Below are 15,793 nucleotides of genomic sequence, written 5' to 3' on the forward strand. Positions count from 1 at the left end.
CGATCGTCACCCGCTGGTACGACCACGAGCTGTATCCCACCGGCCGGTGGCGGGCACGACGACACCGCCTGGCCACCTTCAACCGAGACCACACGGCCACGGACGGCAGTTCGTGGGCACTGACGGCCCGGCCCGTGATCGTCCATCCCGAAACGGTCGTCCTCGCCCGCGCCCTCGCTCGTACGCGCCTGGCGGCGACATCCCGACCCGACCGACACCCGGCCGTGGGCGCTTTCCGCGAACACACCGCCCACACACTCGGACTCACACACCTCACGCCCGGATCCGACGACCTCCTGTGGTCCTGGATCCGCCACCACACCCGACCCTGAAAGACCCCGCCCCTCGGGCCGATCCCCCGGGGCCACCCGAAACGGGCCGCCAAACCCTGCCGCCGCCTATGGCATCCCCAACCGAACTGCACAAAATCTCAACGCATCCCACAACACCCGCGAAACCCAACAGAAGTGCGAAAACCCCAGCTCAGGCATACCACCGAGCCATACCCGAACACCCCACACCCGCACCCCGAAACCCACCCCGCCAGCCCTACACCCCCGAAAACATTCCGACACAACAGCGAAACCCCACCCCACACACACCACCCACACCCACCACCAACGACCACTCACAACCGACCCCGGCGGCGAGAGTGCGGGCGAGAGCGAAGAGGCGAACGGGCAGGATCGGGGCGAGGACGTCGGGCCGTCGTCGGACGCGCCCAGGGTCGGGTTCGGGCTGTATGACGCGCAGGCCGAGGCGGAGTCGTGGTGAACACCCCGGCCGGCGCGGCCCGTTCCCCGATACCTGTGGCGGGGACGGCGAAGGCGGCGCGTGTGTCCGGTGATGCGAGCGGGGCCGCGTGCCCTGCCCCGGAGGCGGGTGATCGGGCGGGGCCGCGGTCGCCGGCCACCTGGGAGGGCTGGCGGGACTTCGTCGACGCGCCCGTTTGCGTCCCTCCCCCGCCCGGCGCCGAACCGCGGGGCCCGGAGGAACGCCTCGCCTACCACTCCGACCGCCTCGTACCTGAACCGCCTCGCGGACGCCTATCGCGTGGAGGTGCCCCGGTTGCCGGCGGCATCGGCATCGAACTCCACGGCCCGGGAGGGCGGACGGGACCGGGACCGCCGCGCGTCGAGATCCACCTCGACCACGCGGCGCTACACCGCCTGGCCGCGTTCACCCGGATCCCCCACGACCACCTGGCACACGCCCTGCCACGTCTGATCACCACGCCCCGCGACCCGCCCCGCCGGGCGGAGGCCACCGGCCTCGACGACAAGGCCGCGGCGCGAACGCGGACGGCGAGCGCGCGGGTACGCGTCCTGGACACCGACGAACAACCCGTCCGGGCCTGCCCGCTGTGTGTACGGCGCCGGACCCGCGGGGCGGGCGATGTGGCGTGGACGTATCCGCCCGCGGACCGCATGTGGTGCCCCCGCCACCGGTATTGGGCGAGCGAGCCCCGACTGCCGGGCCCCCTCGACACGGATGGGCTCCCCGAGATCGACCTCGCGTACCGGGCCCACCGGCGCCTCGCACGAGGCGACGACGGCATGGCCGCGTACGCCTGGGCGGCGGCGGTCACCACTCGCCGGCAACGACCGCGGACGCCACATGGCGCGGCGCCGGCAGGGGCGGCTGGGCCGGCTCACCGCGGGCAACCCCGCCCTGACCGCGACCGACGGCGGCGTCTCGGCCGTTCTCCTGGCCCGCACCGTCGTGACCTATCCCGAAACCGTCGCCCTCGCCCGCGCGTTGACCACACTCCCCCACCGTGTTCCGCGGGACACACCCCACGAGGCGCGTTACGCACGGCGGCACACACGGGCCCTGGAACACATCGCCGGCCACCTCGAACTCCCCCGTCTGGTGGTCCCGCCCGACGACCTCCTGTGGGCGCGGCTCCACCACCACAACCCGGCCTGACCCGCTGCCCCGGGGACAATCACCGACCCCACGAAACACCAGGCCACGAAGCCGATCAGGCCTCGGACACCCACCTCGGGCGTCCCACACCGACACCCCGACACCCGAGAAGAACCCGCAGGTGCCTTACGACGCATCAATACATCACCGAGAAAACCCGGATCGTTCCCACGAAACTACGAAACCCCAGGCCACCACCACCGGACCCGCCCCGCGAAACCCCCGCCACCACAACCCGAAACCATCAACCCACCCGCTGGATTCTCAACCAACACACGAAACCCCAGACCCGCCACCAACCCACCCCACCACTGCAATGCCCCGCCACAGCTCAGAAGCAGGGTACGGGGGCGGGGCCGGGCCAAGTGTCGGGGTCGAGCATCTGCCACAGGGTGTGGGACAACCCGTCTACGCCGGTGTCCTCGACCTGCTTCATCCAGGGCGTCGCGGACAGCATCCGGTGGAGTTCGGGGGTGACGGTCTCCTCGATCACGGCGCGCAGGGTGTCGGGGACGGGATCGTCGACCAGACACAGCCATCCCAACGCGGCACTCACCCTCACTTCCGCAGGGCCGGTCGGATCGGACCACAGGGCGTGAGCCCAGGCGACGGCATCGTGCGGGTCGTGTTCGTGGGCGAGTTGCGCGATCGCCAGAACCAACCCCGCACGCACGCGGGCTTCCTCCTCGGCCCCGAGGCGCGTATGCAGGGCGAGGGAGATCTCCCGGGCCCCGCCGGAGGCCGCGGCCAGGACGTACCCGGCCATCTCCCGCACCAACGGGTCCGGGTCGTCCAGCAACCCGATCACGACGTCCGCGTCCGCAGCGACCGCGTCACGCGCCGCCCGGATCGACCAGTTCTGCACAGAGCCGTCCGTGCTGAAGCGCACATCGTCGTCCGCGTACGCGACCCGCAGCAGACCGGCCCGGGTTCCATCGTCCCAGAAGTCGCGGCGCGCCACCCTCGCACACAACTGGAGCACCGCGAGTCGCTCGTGCGTGGACGGGTCGGCCGCGATGCGCAGCAGGAAGGGCACCACCAACGCCCCCGCCGCCAGACGACATCCCTGACTGAACATTTCACCCCCCACGGCCTTCCGCGCCTCCCTTGCCGTGACGGGATCGGCGGAGCGCATCCGCTCCAACTCCACCGGCAGATCGGACTCGGGGGCAAACCGGGCAAAGGGCACCCGCTCGTAGCGGAAGCCATTCCGGACCTCGAACGGCATCCCCGCCACCACCACCCGGACATCCCAATCCGTCCCTTCAGACAGTTCGGGCGAAACGTCGAAACCCTCGACCTCCACCGGCACACACCCTTCGAAAGTCCATTCGACACAATCGGCCGGACGGCTTGGCCCGAGAAAACCCGGGAACGCTACGCCAACGACGGACCTGCTTGGCAGCCTCTACCGAGGCCACCAACCCTAGTGGCAACGTTGGTCTTTACGTAGCAGGGTCCGGTGACTCGGGGACAATTCAGGGCGAACGTCAGCCCGGCTCCGGTTGAAAAGAACCAGCCTGCACTACATACCAGCCAGGGAATACTTCGCCCACCTTACAAGAAGTCGTGCATGTTTGAATTCCCACGAACCGAATCAGAGCGTCGACCACGGCCCTCCGGGATCACTTTTTCTCCACAATTCCATGGAAAGTATGTGGTTTAACTCCTCCTTTACCGTCCGGATACCACACAGTCAAGGAGGCGCCTTTCGGGAGAAGGTATGGAACTGCGGTGACACACCCCAGCGCGGATTTATTGCAAGGGCCTTGCCAATTATTTATAACAACATCCAGGTGTGTCAGCCCCCCTCTCTTTTTATTGGGACGCATCATCCATGCAACCAGCGCCTCGACATGAGAGCCCGCCGGATGTTGGTCAACCGCCATTCCGCTCCGCCACGGAGCACCGTTTCGCTCAAGTTCGCGACTTATATTCTCAAAATCACCGGTCATACCACTGATGAGGGGTGTCTCAGTGAGTCGCTTACCGGAGCCGTCAAAAACCACCCCGCGCGTTTTGTCTCCTTCATTCCAATACGGAAGCTCGGTATTGACGACATTTTCGTATGCTTTACGAGTCTTGTCGGTGATCTCTTCGTCGTCGCAGTTGTGGACAAGGACCGGTGTCGTTCCCGCCAGCACGTGATACGTGTGGTCGGTGTCCACGGTGAGGTCGTGGGTGCGTTGGTGCTTCGTGTGGATCCGTACAGCGGAGACCTGCACCCAGGTGCCTGAGGCGGTTTGAAGCCACTGGCCAGGTTTGAGGTCACCGGCGTCGACCCATTGCCTCAGGTCAGGAACCCAGAACGGGTGGTTGGTGGTGGCGACAATCGAGGCGTCGCCTTGGTCCGTCCGGACCGTAATTTCGGCGAATTCCTTATCGTCCTCGGTGGTGATCGAGGCCAACACGATGCGAGGTTTGCTTTGGCCTGTCTGGGGATCGGTAGACAGCACCGATTCGCCAGGCTCAATCTCCTGAATGGGCTTGGTCGAGCCGTCGCCCATCAGAACTTCGGTGTCCGGGAGGAAACTGTGACAGGATTCGCCACCGCCACCTCCGAAGGGGTTCAACTTCCCCCAATCCCAATCCCGGAACCAGGTATTCGGGGAGCAAATAGCCCATTTTTCTTTCCGGCAACGCTCCCACGTGGTGGCGAGCGCATCGACCGCAGCCACAGCCGCTAGATAAGCCCCGGCTGCCAACGCGACGGGGGCCTGTTCGGGCGAATCAAACTGCTTCCATTTTCCGTTTCCTCTTCCTCCGGTTTTAAGGGAAACGGTCGTGACAGGATTGCTGCCGCTCTTACCACTTCCGCCCGAGCCCCCCGAGGAAGTAGGGGACGTAGAGGGAACGTAGTTGAAATCGTGCTCCTTTATCCCATCCATCACCTCCGATGAGAGCCCGGTGGGGTCGCTTTTGGTGGCCGGGTTGTTGTTGCTGTAGGTGTAGCCGTGCATCTGGCCCGCGTCGGTCAGGTCCATGATCGGGTCGACGCTGATGAAGCGGCCCAGGCTTGGGTCGTATTCGCGGGCGCCGACGTGGGTCAACCCGGTGGCGTCCATGGGCTTACCGAGGAAGCCCTTGTCGTCGGGCCATTGGCCGTTGGCCTGGGTGGGCTGCGGGCCGCGGGCCTCGCCGAAGGGTTTGGACTGGCGGCGGGTCGCGCTCAGGGTGGCCGCGTCGAGGGTGCTGCTCGGGGTGCCGTGGTGGTCGGCCGCCATGTACACCAGCGCGCCGTTGCCGCTGCGGACGACGGTGGCACCGCCGGCAGTCGGGTAGTAGCGCGTGCCGACGACCGGGCCGGACCCGTCGGTGTTGGTGGTGAGTTCGTCGCTACCGAGGTAAAGGGTCGTCTTGCCGGCCTCGCGGCGGATGATGCGGTTGCCGTCGGCGTCGTAGACGTATTCGCTCGTGCCGGTCGCGGAGGCGACCTTGGTGAGCTTGTCCTCTTCGTTCCAGGTGAGCGTCTGGAGGTTGGAGTCGGCACCGGGGCGGGTCTCGGTGTTGCCGGTCTGGTTGTAGGTCAGGCCGGTGGTGACGGCCTCGCGGGTGCCGGTCTTGACGGTGACGGTGTCGAGGCGGTGCGTGCGGTTGCCGGCCTGGGCGCCGGGGCGGTAGCCGTACTCCGTGGTGACGTTCTTGGTCGGGTCGTTGGTGGGGTCGTGGTCGACGAGTTTGGTGCGGTTGCCGACGACGTCGTAGTCGAAGGACTGCCAGTACGGGTCCGGGCCGCCGACCGTGGACGAGGTCGGGGTCTGGGTGGTGCAGCCGCCGATGCCGCCGACGCGTGGGACGGTTGGGGTGTTGGTGCCGGCGGTGTCGGTCCAGGCCTCCTTGAGGCGGCGGTGGCCGTCGTAGGTGAAGCACTGGGTGTCGATCGAAGTGCCGTCGCGGACGGTCTTGATCGAGGTGACGTCGCCGCTGGGTTTGTAGGTGTAGGAGGTGGCGTCGACGGGGGTGTCGGCGGTGGATTTGGCCCATTCGGTGCCGAGGAGGCGGCCGGTGGCGTCGTCGTAGGTGGTGGTGAAGGAGGCGAGGGTGAACTCGGAGCCCAGGTAGGCCCTGGTGTTGCGGCCGAATTCGTCGTAGTCGGCCCAGAAGAGGTAGGCATCCTGCCCGGCCAGGCCGCCGAGTTGGCCGGTGGCCAGGTAGCTGTAGCCCAGGCCCTCCGCGGGCAGGCCGCCGTGGGCGGGCAGGGTGAGGGAGGAGGGCCGGCCGGTGAGCTTCTCGTAGGTGCCCGTGGTCTGGTAGACGCCGGCGAGTTTGCCCTCGATGGACGGGATGGTCGTGCGGGTGCCGGTGGGGCGGTAGGAGTCGGTGTCGAATCCGGTGATCTCGCTGACGTACTGGGCGCCGGCGGCGCCGCCGACGTAGCGGATCGACTTGTCCTGTTGTCCCTTGGCCAGGGTGTCGTAGAACCATCCGGCGAGGAGGTTCTCCGGTTTGGCCTCGCTGCCCTTGTAGAGGCCGGTCTTGCGGCCGAGTTGGTCGTACTCGTAGTGCAGTTGCTTGCCGCGGGCGTCGGTGGTCGTGAGGACGCGGCCGACCTTGTCGTAGGCGGTGTCCGAGGGGCCCTTGTCGGGGTCGTCGGTGTGGATCTTGCGGCCGAGGAAGTCATACGTGTACGTCCAGGTGTTGCCGCCGGCGTCGGTGACGGACTTCAGTTCCTCGCGCGGGGTGTACGTGTAGGTGATCTTGGTGAAGTCGGCGCCCGTGGGGTCGTCGTTGCGGTACTCGCGCAGTTCGGTCGGCTTGCCGCGGGCGTCGTTGGTCGACATGGTCCTGTTGCCGCCGGCAGGGGGCGTGACGGTCACCTTGTCCGCGCCCTGGTAGGTGGTGAGGGTCTCCCATTGCTTGATCGTCTTGGAGGAGAACCCCTCAGCGGTCTTGCGGCCCTGCCCGTCGTAGGTGAAGGCCGTCTGCGCGGGGACCTGGGTGTCGGTGGCGACGAACACCGAGGCGTTCGGTTCCGCACCGGACTCGTAGTACGGCTGGTTGGTCTTGAGGGGGCGGCCGAGACTGTCGTAGAACGTGTCCGAGATCAGGCGTCCGCCGGCCTCGATGCCGGGGCTGGTCTGGGTCTGGCGAGGCTGCAGGAAGGCGCCCAGGATGCTGTTGGCGATGCTGTATTGGCCGTTGATCCGCAGTGTCCTGGTGGTAACCACCGAGGGGGCGGTCTTGTTCACCCGGTAGGCGAATTGGACGTCCGCGTCGGCGGTCTTGGCGTGTCCGGGCTGCCACACCGCAATCAGGCGGCCGAGGGCGTCGTATTCCTGCTGGACCACGAGGCCGTTGGCGTCGACGGCCTTCACGGGGAGGTTGCGCGGGCCGGCGAATTCCTGGACGGCCGTCCAGCCCTTGGCGTTGGTGACCCTGGTGCGGGTCGGCAGCGCCCCGCTGGCGGGCTCGTACGCGGTGGTGGTGACGTTGTTCTCGGCGTCGGTGGCCTTGACCACGCGGCCGTAGACGTCGTACTCCGACTTGCCGGTGACGAGCCAGTGCTGGGCGCCGGCCGTGTAGTCGGTGACCGCCTGGGTAGCCGTCACGTCGCCGATCGCGCCGACTTCGCCCAGGGCGAGGCCGTCGTAGTAGGTGCGTGACTGGGCGTAGACGGTGCTCCGGGTCGGGGCGGTCGCGCAGTCGCCGACGACGGCGACGACCTCGGTGGGTTTGCCGATGATCCACGCGGTGGTGTTGTGCGCGTAGGTCGTGGTGGTGCAGAACGTGTCGAGGTTGTCGGCGAGGTCCGCGACCGTGGTGGGCAGCCCATAGGTGGGGTCGTACGTGGTTTCCTTGCTCGTCTTGCGCCAGTTGCCGTCGGCCAGGAGGCTGCGGTCGAGCGTGCGGTCCGTGCGCGTCATCCGGGCGGTGAGATCCGGCAGGTTGCGGACGCGTTTGTGGGTCGCGGTGATCGCGGACATCCACGGCCGCGACGAGCTGGTGGCGACGACCTTGTTGCCGACATCGTTGCCGTCGAAGGTCTGCGTCTCGTAGGCGAACCCCGCGAGTTCGTTCGCGTCGGTGATCGCCGTGCCGGCGGAGTCGGTGACGGTGACCGCGCGCTTGGTGCCGTCCTTCTTGACGTCGGCGTCCATGCCGCGCAGGTACAGCGACTTGGACTTGGTCACCTTGTCCGTGCCGGCGCCGTTGCGGGTGATCACCTCGGCGTAGCCGCGGTAGTCGTTCCAGGTGCGGCGGTCCTTGGACTTGGGCTTGGACGCCTCTTTGTCCTCGGTGAGTTCGGAGTCGTCGCGGTGCCAGGCCGCGCCGCCGAGGTATTCGTAGCGGGTGGAGGTGTCGACGGCGCCGTGGGTGGTGGGGTCGTGTTGGGTGACCTGGGCGACGGTGTACTTGTGGAACCAGTGCTGGACGGGTTCGGAGTCGCCGTAGCTCCACCAGATGGGGTAGCAGGCCTTGGTGTTGGTGTCCGGGGTGGGCAGTGTGGTGGGGGTGCATTCGGGGTCGTTGTAGTCGACGGTGGTCTGGCCGCCGGTCTCGTTGGTGATGCCGGTGATGCGGCGTCGGTTCATCGGCGGGGCCATGTCGCCGCCGGCGTCGACGCGGTTGGGCTTGAACTTGCCGACGAAGTCGACGGAGGGTGTGTCGATCTTCTTGGTGCCGTCGTAGGCGGTGTGGGTGATCGAGTTGAGCCACAGGGTGGCGGTGGAGCCGTCCTGGGGGTCGGGGTAGTCCTGGTCGAAGACGTATTCGTCGACCGTCTGGAAAGCGGCGCCGACCCGGGACTGGGTGACGATCCTGGTGAGGCGGCGGGTGGAGAAGAACGTCTGGCCGTACTGCTCACACGTACCGGTGACGGCGCAGACCTTGTCGACGGGCACGTCGGGCCACTTGGCGGCGTTGGCCTTGGTCATCTTGGCCGGGTCGCAGTCGAACCCGTCCTTCTTCAGACAGCGCTCCGCCGTGTCGAAGAGGACCTGGGCGGTGGGTTCGGTGGTGTCGGTGGTCTTGGAGCCGTAGGTGATCCTGGCGAGGGTGCCGCCGCGGGTGTAGGGGGTGAGGGTGCCGGAGCCGACGAGGACGGCGCCGCGGGTGTAGTTGTTCTTCTCCTCGTTGTAGGTGAAGGTGACCAGGCCGCCTCGGGCGTCGACGACGTGGTCGAGGTTCCAGCGCCAGGCCTGTTGGCACCAGGAGGCGTCGAACCCGGAGGGCTTGTTGCAGGGTTCGCCGGTGTTGTTGCCGTAGACGGGCGCGGTCCAGGTGGCGTTGGTGGCGGGGCCGGTGTTGCCGCTGCCGGGCTTGTGGCCGGCGCCGAAGTGGTACTGGACGCCGTCGGTGGTGGTCAGGCGCCAGTGTTCGCCGTCGTCGTCGCCGTTGTTCGCGCCGGTGAGGAGTTCGATGCGGGAGCCGTCGTCGTCCTGCAGGCGCCAGGTGTTGGCGACGTCGTCGCGCAGGAGGGTGGAGGAGCGGCCGTTGAGGGACAGGGTGAGGGAGTTCTGGTTCGACCAGCACTTCTCGCCGGACTTGTCCTGGCCGTCGTTGGCGCAGGCCTGGTAGGAGCGTTCGACGTAGCCGGGTGAGTAGTCCCAGCCCTCGCCGATCCACGAAGCCTGGTTGTTGGTGGAGGTGGTGCGGCCGTCCACGGCGCCGGAGTTGTAGGCGAGGTTGATCTGGGGGGCGGTGCCGCCGATCGCGGGCGGGACCGGGATCGGGTAGCCCCAGTTCAGGGATCCGGAGTTGCCTCCTGCGGTCCAGGAGCCGGAGGCGGACAGCGAGGTCGCCTTGAAGTCGCCGGAGGGGCCGGCTTCCGCGGCGGTCGCGGCCAGCACCATGCGGCCGCTCACGCCCGGGGTGGCCGCGGTGCGGGTCTGGGGGGTGCCGGCGGGGAGGTCGACGTCGGCGCTGACGCGTTGGGTGGCGCGGTCGTTGCGGGAGTTGTCGATGGGGGTGCGGGTGCGGCAGTCGGCGCGGTCCGGGGTGGTCAGGGCGCACTCGGGCAGCGCGAACAGGCGCAGGCGGGCGGACCAGTCGGCGCCGAAGGCGTCGCGGAAGGCGGAGTAGTCGAGTGAGACGGTGACCCGGCCGGTGTCGGTGCGGCCGTCGGTGCGGCCGACGCTCAGGAGGACGCCGTCGATGCCGGCGCGGTCGGTGGCCGCCCGGTCGGCGAGGGTGACCTTGACCTTGGCGGGTGCCGGGGCGGTGTTGGGGGTGAGCGCGGTGCGGGGTTTGAGCGGGGAGGGCGCGTCGGCTGGGGCGGGGGTGGTGATGCGGATCGGGCTGTCGCCGACGCGGCCCTGGCCCGGGGCCGCGAGCAGGGCCGCCAATCCCGAGGAGGGGATGGCCGATTCGGGCGCGGGGGCGGTCTCGGCCTCCAGCGGCGCGGGCCATTGCGCCTTGGCCGGTTTCCAGGTGGGGCGTCCGTCGCCGGTCAGCGGTTGGATCCTGGGTTTCGGTGCGTCCGAGCCGCCGACCGAGGGCATGTGGTCGAGGGGGCCGGGGGACCACGCCGGTTTGTGTCTGGGGTCGACGAGCAGGCCCTGTGCCTGGGCCGGGCCCACGGACGCGAACAGCGCCAGGACGGTGCCGGCCACGATCAGACGCCGGGCTGTGCCTCGCCGGCCGCGCTCGTTTTTGCCGCCGGTCCTCCAGGACCCCACGCTCATGCCAGCCACCCTGCGTCCCGCCGTTCCCGCCCCCGAGAACGGGCGAAAGAGCAAATGAGAGGCGCAGGCTATGGGCCAAGCGTTTTGTTGACAATGACGGTTCCGGGGCCGGAAGTGATTTGGATCACTACAACGAAAAGGGGTCGTGGATGGTCATGGGATCGCGAGAAGTCGCGATCATCCCTTGCATCCGAAAGGCCTATCTGCACGAATGACGGACGGTGATCACGTGATCGCGATGGGGCGGCATGTGAGTCGGGTCACAGAAACTTATTGGTTGTGATCACTCGCCGTGACCCGCTACTTTCCCTCCGCCTATGCGCAGTCGCGCCGGGCTCCCCGGCCTTGCAAGGAGCAGCCGCGATGGGGCTTCCACCCCGCCACGCCCGAATACGACCCCGCATCCCGGCCACCGTGTGCACTCTGGTCGGTCTCGCCCTCACGTGCGGCGTGCTCGCGCCCGCCGCCGGCGCCGCGACCCCCGACGCCTCCGGGACCACCCGGGCCCCCGCCGCCTCCAACGCATCCGATGCCTCCGGGGCGTCGGGGGCGTCGGGGACGAATGCCGCGGGCACGTCGACGGAGCCCGCTCCGCCGAGCAGGCCGCCCGCGCAGGTCGAGGAGAGCGCGGCCGCGTTGGCGCAGAGCACGGGCACACCCGTCGCGGTCCCCGCGCTGACCACCGAGACGGACACCGTCACCGCGATGACCGACGGCACCTTGTCACTCAGGCGCACGGTCGAGCCGTCGCGAACGAACAAGACCGGGACCTGGGTCGACCTGGACCCGACGCTGAGGGTCTCCGCGGACGGGAAGGTGCGGCCGGCCTCCACCACGGGGGACCTGGTCCTGGGCGGCGGCGGGGACAACGTGCTGGCGTCGATGACCAGCGAGGGGCGCACGCTGGCGATCGGTTGGCCGTCGGTGTTGCCCCGGCCCGTCCTGGACGGGGCGGGGGCGTTGTACCCGGGGGTGTTCCCGGACGTGGACCTGAAGGTGACCGCGACCGAGAAGGGCGGCTTCTCCCACACGCTCATCGTCAAGTCCCCCCAGGCCGCCGGGAATCCCGCCCTGGCCACACTCCGGCTCACCGTCACCGGCGGCGGCGTCGCGCTCGCCGAGGAGGGTGACGGCACGCTCGTCGCCAAGGCCGGCGACGGCTCGACCGCGTTCGTCGCCCCGACCCCGCGCATGTGGGACTCGCGCACCGTCCCCAAGGCCGCGAACCCCGCCGCGGGCCCCGCCACGGGCACGAACACCGCAGCCGAGGCGTCGACGTCGGACGCCTCCGGTGTGCCGCAGGGCGAACTCGTCTCCGATGCGCACCGTCCCGGGGCGTTCGCCGAGACCGCGGACCTGGACACGAAGCTGGTCGGCGGCGCGCTGACCCTGGGCGCCGACGCCGCGCTGCTCTCGGGCGCGGACACCGTGTTCCCGGTCTACATCGACCCCAGTTGGACGCCGGTGAAGAAGACCGCCGGGATGTGGGGGTGGGTGCAGTCCGCCTACGACGACACCCCCGGCTGGGGGCGCACCGACTACCAGCCCGGCGTCGGCTACCAGCACTGGCGGGTCAAGACCGGCCTGGAACGCAGCTACTTCCGGGTACCGATCGGCCTGGACGGCAAGGTCGTCAAGTCGGCCACCTTCAACGCCAAACAGGTCTACTCCGCCATCGGGGAATGCAACACCAACCCGCAGCCGGTCCACCTCAAGGAGGTCTCCGACACCCTGACCACGCAGACCGACTGGATCAACAAACCCACCGAGGTCTCGCAGTGGGCCGCCGGTTCGTACGCCTGCGGGAATCAGCTCCTCGACTTCGACGTCACCGGCCGGATCTCCACACGCACCCACTGGACCTCGGTGACCTTCGGCCTCTACGGCAACGAGACCAGGAGCGACGCCAACAACGGCTTCAAGCGCGTCTCCCGCGAGGCCGACGACACGTTCCTGACCGTGGTCTACAACACCCGCCCCAACCCGCCCACCAACCTGCGCACCGACCCCGCCCCCACGGGCGACGCCGGGTCCGGCAAGTGCGGCTGGATCGGCCGCCTCAACCCCCAGGTGGGCCGGCTCGACCTGATGGCCGACCGCAACGACCCCGACGGCGACGACGGCGACCTGTGGTTCGCCCTCAACGACCTGAGCGACGGCGGGAAGGAGGTGTGGAACAGCGGCTGGGTCGCGTGGGGGCAGAACGGCGCCACCGGCCACGGCTACGCCCCCAACAGCGTCCTCGTGCCCGGGCACGACTACCGGTGGAGCGTCAAGGGCGGCGACGGCAACGGCGGCATGGAGTCCGCCTGGTCCGACAGCTGCGTCTTCACCGTCGACGGCACCGCGCCCGACGTCACCGGCATCGCCAGCACCGACTATCCCTCCAGCGGCAGCAACAAGCCCGCCGGCGACAAGGGCACCTTCACCGTCACCGCCGCCGACACCGGATCGGGCATCGCCCGCGTCGAGTACGTCCTCAACGCCGTCATGCCGGTCGGCCCCGCCAACCAGGCCACCTGGAACGAGACGAACAAGACCTGGGACATCGTCGACCTCCCCGTGCCGGGCTGGTCCGGCAACACCCTGACCGTACGCGCGGTCGACCGCGCCGGAAACCAGAGCCAGAACGCCACCTACAACTTCTACGCGCCGATGAACCCCGCCGCGACCATCCGCCTGGGCGACATCACCGGCGACACCCGCGTGGACATGCTCACCGTCGCCGACAACGGCGACCTGGTCATGTACGACGCGGGCTCCAACCCCGCCGACGGCGGCAGGACAGCCTCCCGCGCGGCCACCGGCCCGATCAACAACCCGGCCGCCCCGACCTGGCAGGGCGCCCTGTTCACCCACCGCGGCGGCGCCGGCGCACAGGCCGACGACCTGTGGGCACTGGCCGACGGCCACCTGTACACCTACCGCAACAGCGAGACCAGGGGCATTCCCGCCGCCAATCCCAAGGGCCTGGCCGCCAACGACAACCAGTACTACGGCCCCAGGAACCGCCGCGAGGTCACGCGGCCGCCCTACTGCGACAACCCCGCCGCCACCGACCGGGCATGCCCCGGCTACGACCCGAACACCTGGGGCGCGGTCCGCCAGATGGTCGCGGCCGGCGACGTGGACGGCGACCGCTACCTCGACCTGTTCGTCGTCGAACAGACCCCCGCCGAGAAGACCGCCGGAACCTCACGCCTGTACCTGATGCCCGGCAACCGCGTCCCCGGTCAGTTCCAGATCACCGCCCGCTTCCTGGGCAGCGGAGACTGGACGAACTACGACCTCCTCGCCCCGGGCGACGTCACCGGCGACCAACGCCCCGACCTGTGGGCCCGCGACCGCCGCGACGGCGCGCTCTACCAGTACCCCTCACGCGTGGTCGCCGGCGTCACCGACCCGGCAGCGTTGGCCGACAACACCACCCGCGTGCGCATCGCCTCCGACCTGACCGTCACCGCCTACCCCACCCTGCGCGCCGACGGAGACCTCGACGGCGACGACCGCGCCGACCTGTGGGCCCAGGCACTCGACGGCGCCATCTACGTCGTCCTGGCCAACAAACCCGGCAGCGCCACCGCATTCGCCCCCGGCATCCTCCTCGCCAACCACACCACCCCCGACACCACCTGCCAACCCTTCCCCTCCGCCACCCAGCGCACCACACCGAACGCCGTCAGCCTGTGCGGGCCCGTCCTCACCAAATACCTCGCCGCCGGGGGCCTGACCGGCGAACTGGGCTACCCCGTCACCGGGACCGTCCGCGACGCCGACGGCGACGGCTGGTGGGCCGACTTCGAAGCCGACAGCCACAACGCCACCGCCGCCGCCTCCATCAACTACTCCCGCTACACCGGCGCCTGGATCGTCCGCGGCAGCGTCCGCGACAAATGGCTCACCGGCGGCGGCACCCAAGGCCCCCTCGGCTACCCCGTCGGCGACGAGACACCCATCGTCGACGGCGCCGGCACCAGACTCGGCGCGATCAGCCGCTTCGCCGGCACCCCCGCCACGGGAGCGGGCGCCATCACCGCCGGCAATCCCGGCGTCCACGAACTCCACGGCGACATCTACGACCACTGGGAATCCCTCGGCGGCGCCCGCGGCCTCCTCGGCCTCCCCTCCACCGACCAGACCGACACCCCCACCAAACCCGGCGCCTACACCCACTTCCGCCTCCCCCAAGCCACCGCCAACCACGCCTCCATCTACTGGTCCGCCACCACCGGCGCCCAAGCCGTCCACGGCAACAACCGCGACCGCTGGGCCGCACTCGGCTGGGAGAACGGCTACCTCGGGTTCCCCACCACCGACGAACTCGACATCGCCGCCGGCAAACGCTCCACCTTCCAGGGCGGCTACATCCACGGCAGCACCTACGCCGCCACCATCGACGTCGCCTTCGCCAACAACCGCCTCACCACCGCCGGCGACTTCACCGGCGACGGCCGCCCCGACGTGATCTCCGTCGACGCCAACGGCTCCCTGTGGCTGCGCGCCGCCACCCCCGACGGCACCGCACTGCAGGCCCCGATCGGCATGTGGCACGACCTGCGGTTCAAGAACGTACGCGCCCTCACCGCCGGCGACTTCACCGGCGACGGGAAAACCGACCTCGTCGCGCTGGGCAACGACGGCGTCATGATGCTGTACCGGGGCGTCGGCACCAAAAACCCGGCCGACGCGTTCCTCGCGCTCGACGCGAACGCCCCCGACCGCACCATGTGGCCCGACGCCAAGTTCTGGGACGCCCGCCTGATCGTCACCGGCGACTTCACCGGCGACGGCAAAACCGACATCGGCGTGCTGTGGCAGGGCGGCAACATCACCGTCCAGCCCGGCGACGGCACCGGGAAACTCGGCCCCGCCGAAATCGCCGCCGTCCCCGGCTACTTCGGGTTCACCGACGCCACCCACCTGTTCGCCGGCGACTTCACCGACGACGGCAAACCCGACCTCGGCGTCATCCGCACCGGCGGTGCCATGTACGTCCACCCCGGCGACGCCGGCGGACACTTCACCGACACCACCGGCGCCATCGCCTCACTCACCGGCACCGACTTCCACGACGCACGCCAAGTCTTCACCGCCGACTTCACCGCCGACGGCAAAACCGACCTCGGCGTCGTCTGGCCCAACGGCAGCATCTGGACCCGCCCCCACGACCCCCAAGGCCACATCCTCAAAACCGGCAACCAACTCGCAGCCCGCGACACACCCCCCGCACTCCCCTAACC

General features: G+C 69.1%; 4 protein-coding genes and 1 pseudogene. 3 read left to right on the plus strand and 2 right to left on the minus strand.

Annotated elements, in window-relative coordinates:
- Positions 1-332, plus strand: a pseudogene (locus ACFZBU_RS39880) (hypothetical protein); the annotation flags it as partial.
- 1,285 nt (positions 333-1,617) lie between these two features.
- On the plus strand, positions 1,618-1,929 hold the full coding sequence (locus ACFZBU_RS39885) for a hypothetical protein (protein ID WP_391588678.1): 312 nt from the start codon (positions 1,618-1,620) through the stop codon (positions 1,927-1,929).
- 331 nt (positions 1,930-2,260) lie between these two features.
- On the opposite strand, the gene ACFZBU_RS39890 is transcribed toward ACFZBU_RS39885, so the two are convergent.
- Together ACFZBU_RS39890 and ACFZBU_RS39895 are read right to left on the minus strand one after the other, a co-directional pair.
- Complete coding sequence (locus tag ACFZBU_RS39890; RefSeq protein ID WP_391588679.1) at positions 2,261-3,157, minus strand: hypothetical protein; 897 nt, start codon at positions 3,155-3,157, stop codon at positions 2,261-2,263.
- A 397-nt stretch (positions 3,158-3,554) separates the two neighbouring features.
- Entirely contained in the window at positions 3,555-10,553 is a 6,999-nt protein-coding gene (locus ACFZBU_RS39895) for a DddA-like double-stranded DNA deaminase toxin (RefSeq protein ID WP_391588680.1), read from the minus strand.
- A 363-nt stretch (positions 10,554-10,916) separates the two neighbouring features.
- Between ACFZBU_RS39895 and ACFZBU_RS39900 the strand changes: the two genes are divergently transcribed.
- Positions 10,917-15,791 (plus strand): FG-GAP-like repeat-containing protein, encoded by a 4,875-nt coding sequence (locus tag ACFZBU_RS39900; protein WP_391588681.1) that lies wholly within the window; start codon positions 10,917-10,919, stop codon positions 15,789-15,791.
- Positions 15,792-15,793: the final 2 nt, after the last annotated feature.

Origin of the sequence: Embleya sp. NPDC008237 (assembly GCF_042956465.1) — a bacterium.
Taxonomy (GTDB): domain Bacteria; phylum Actinomycetota; class Actinomycetes; order Streptomycetales; family Streptomycetaceae; genus Embleya.

Excerpts from the sequence above, each read along its gene's own strand:
- ACFZBU_RS39885 (WP_391588678.1), top strand. The coding sequence starts at position 1,618 with ATGGCGCGGCGCCGGCAGGGGCGGCTGGGCCGGCTCACCGCGGGCAAC.
- ACFZBU_RS39900 (WP_391588681.1), top strand. The coding sequence starts at position 10,917 with ATGGGGCTTCCACCCCGCCACGCCCGAATACGACCCCGCATCCCGGCC.
- ACFZBU_RS39890 (WP_391588679.1), bottom strand. The coding sequence starts at position 3,157 with ATGCCGTTCGAGGTCCGGAATGGCTTCCGCTACGAGCGGGTGCCCTTT.
- ACFZBU_RS39895 (WP_391588680.1), bottom strand. The coding sequence starts at position 10,553 with ATGAGCGTGGGGTCCTGGAGGACCGGCGGCAAAAACGAGCGCGGCCGG.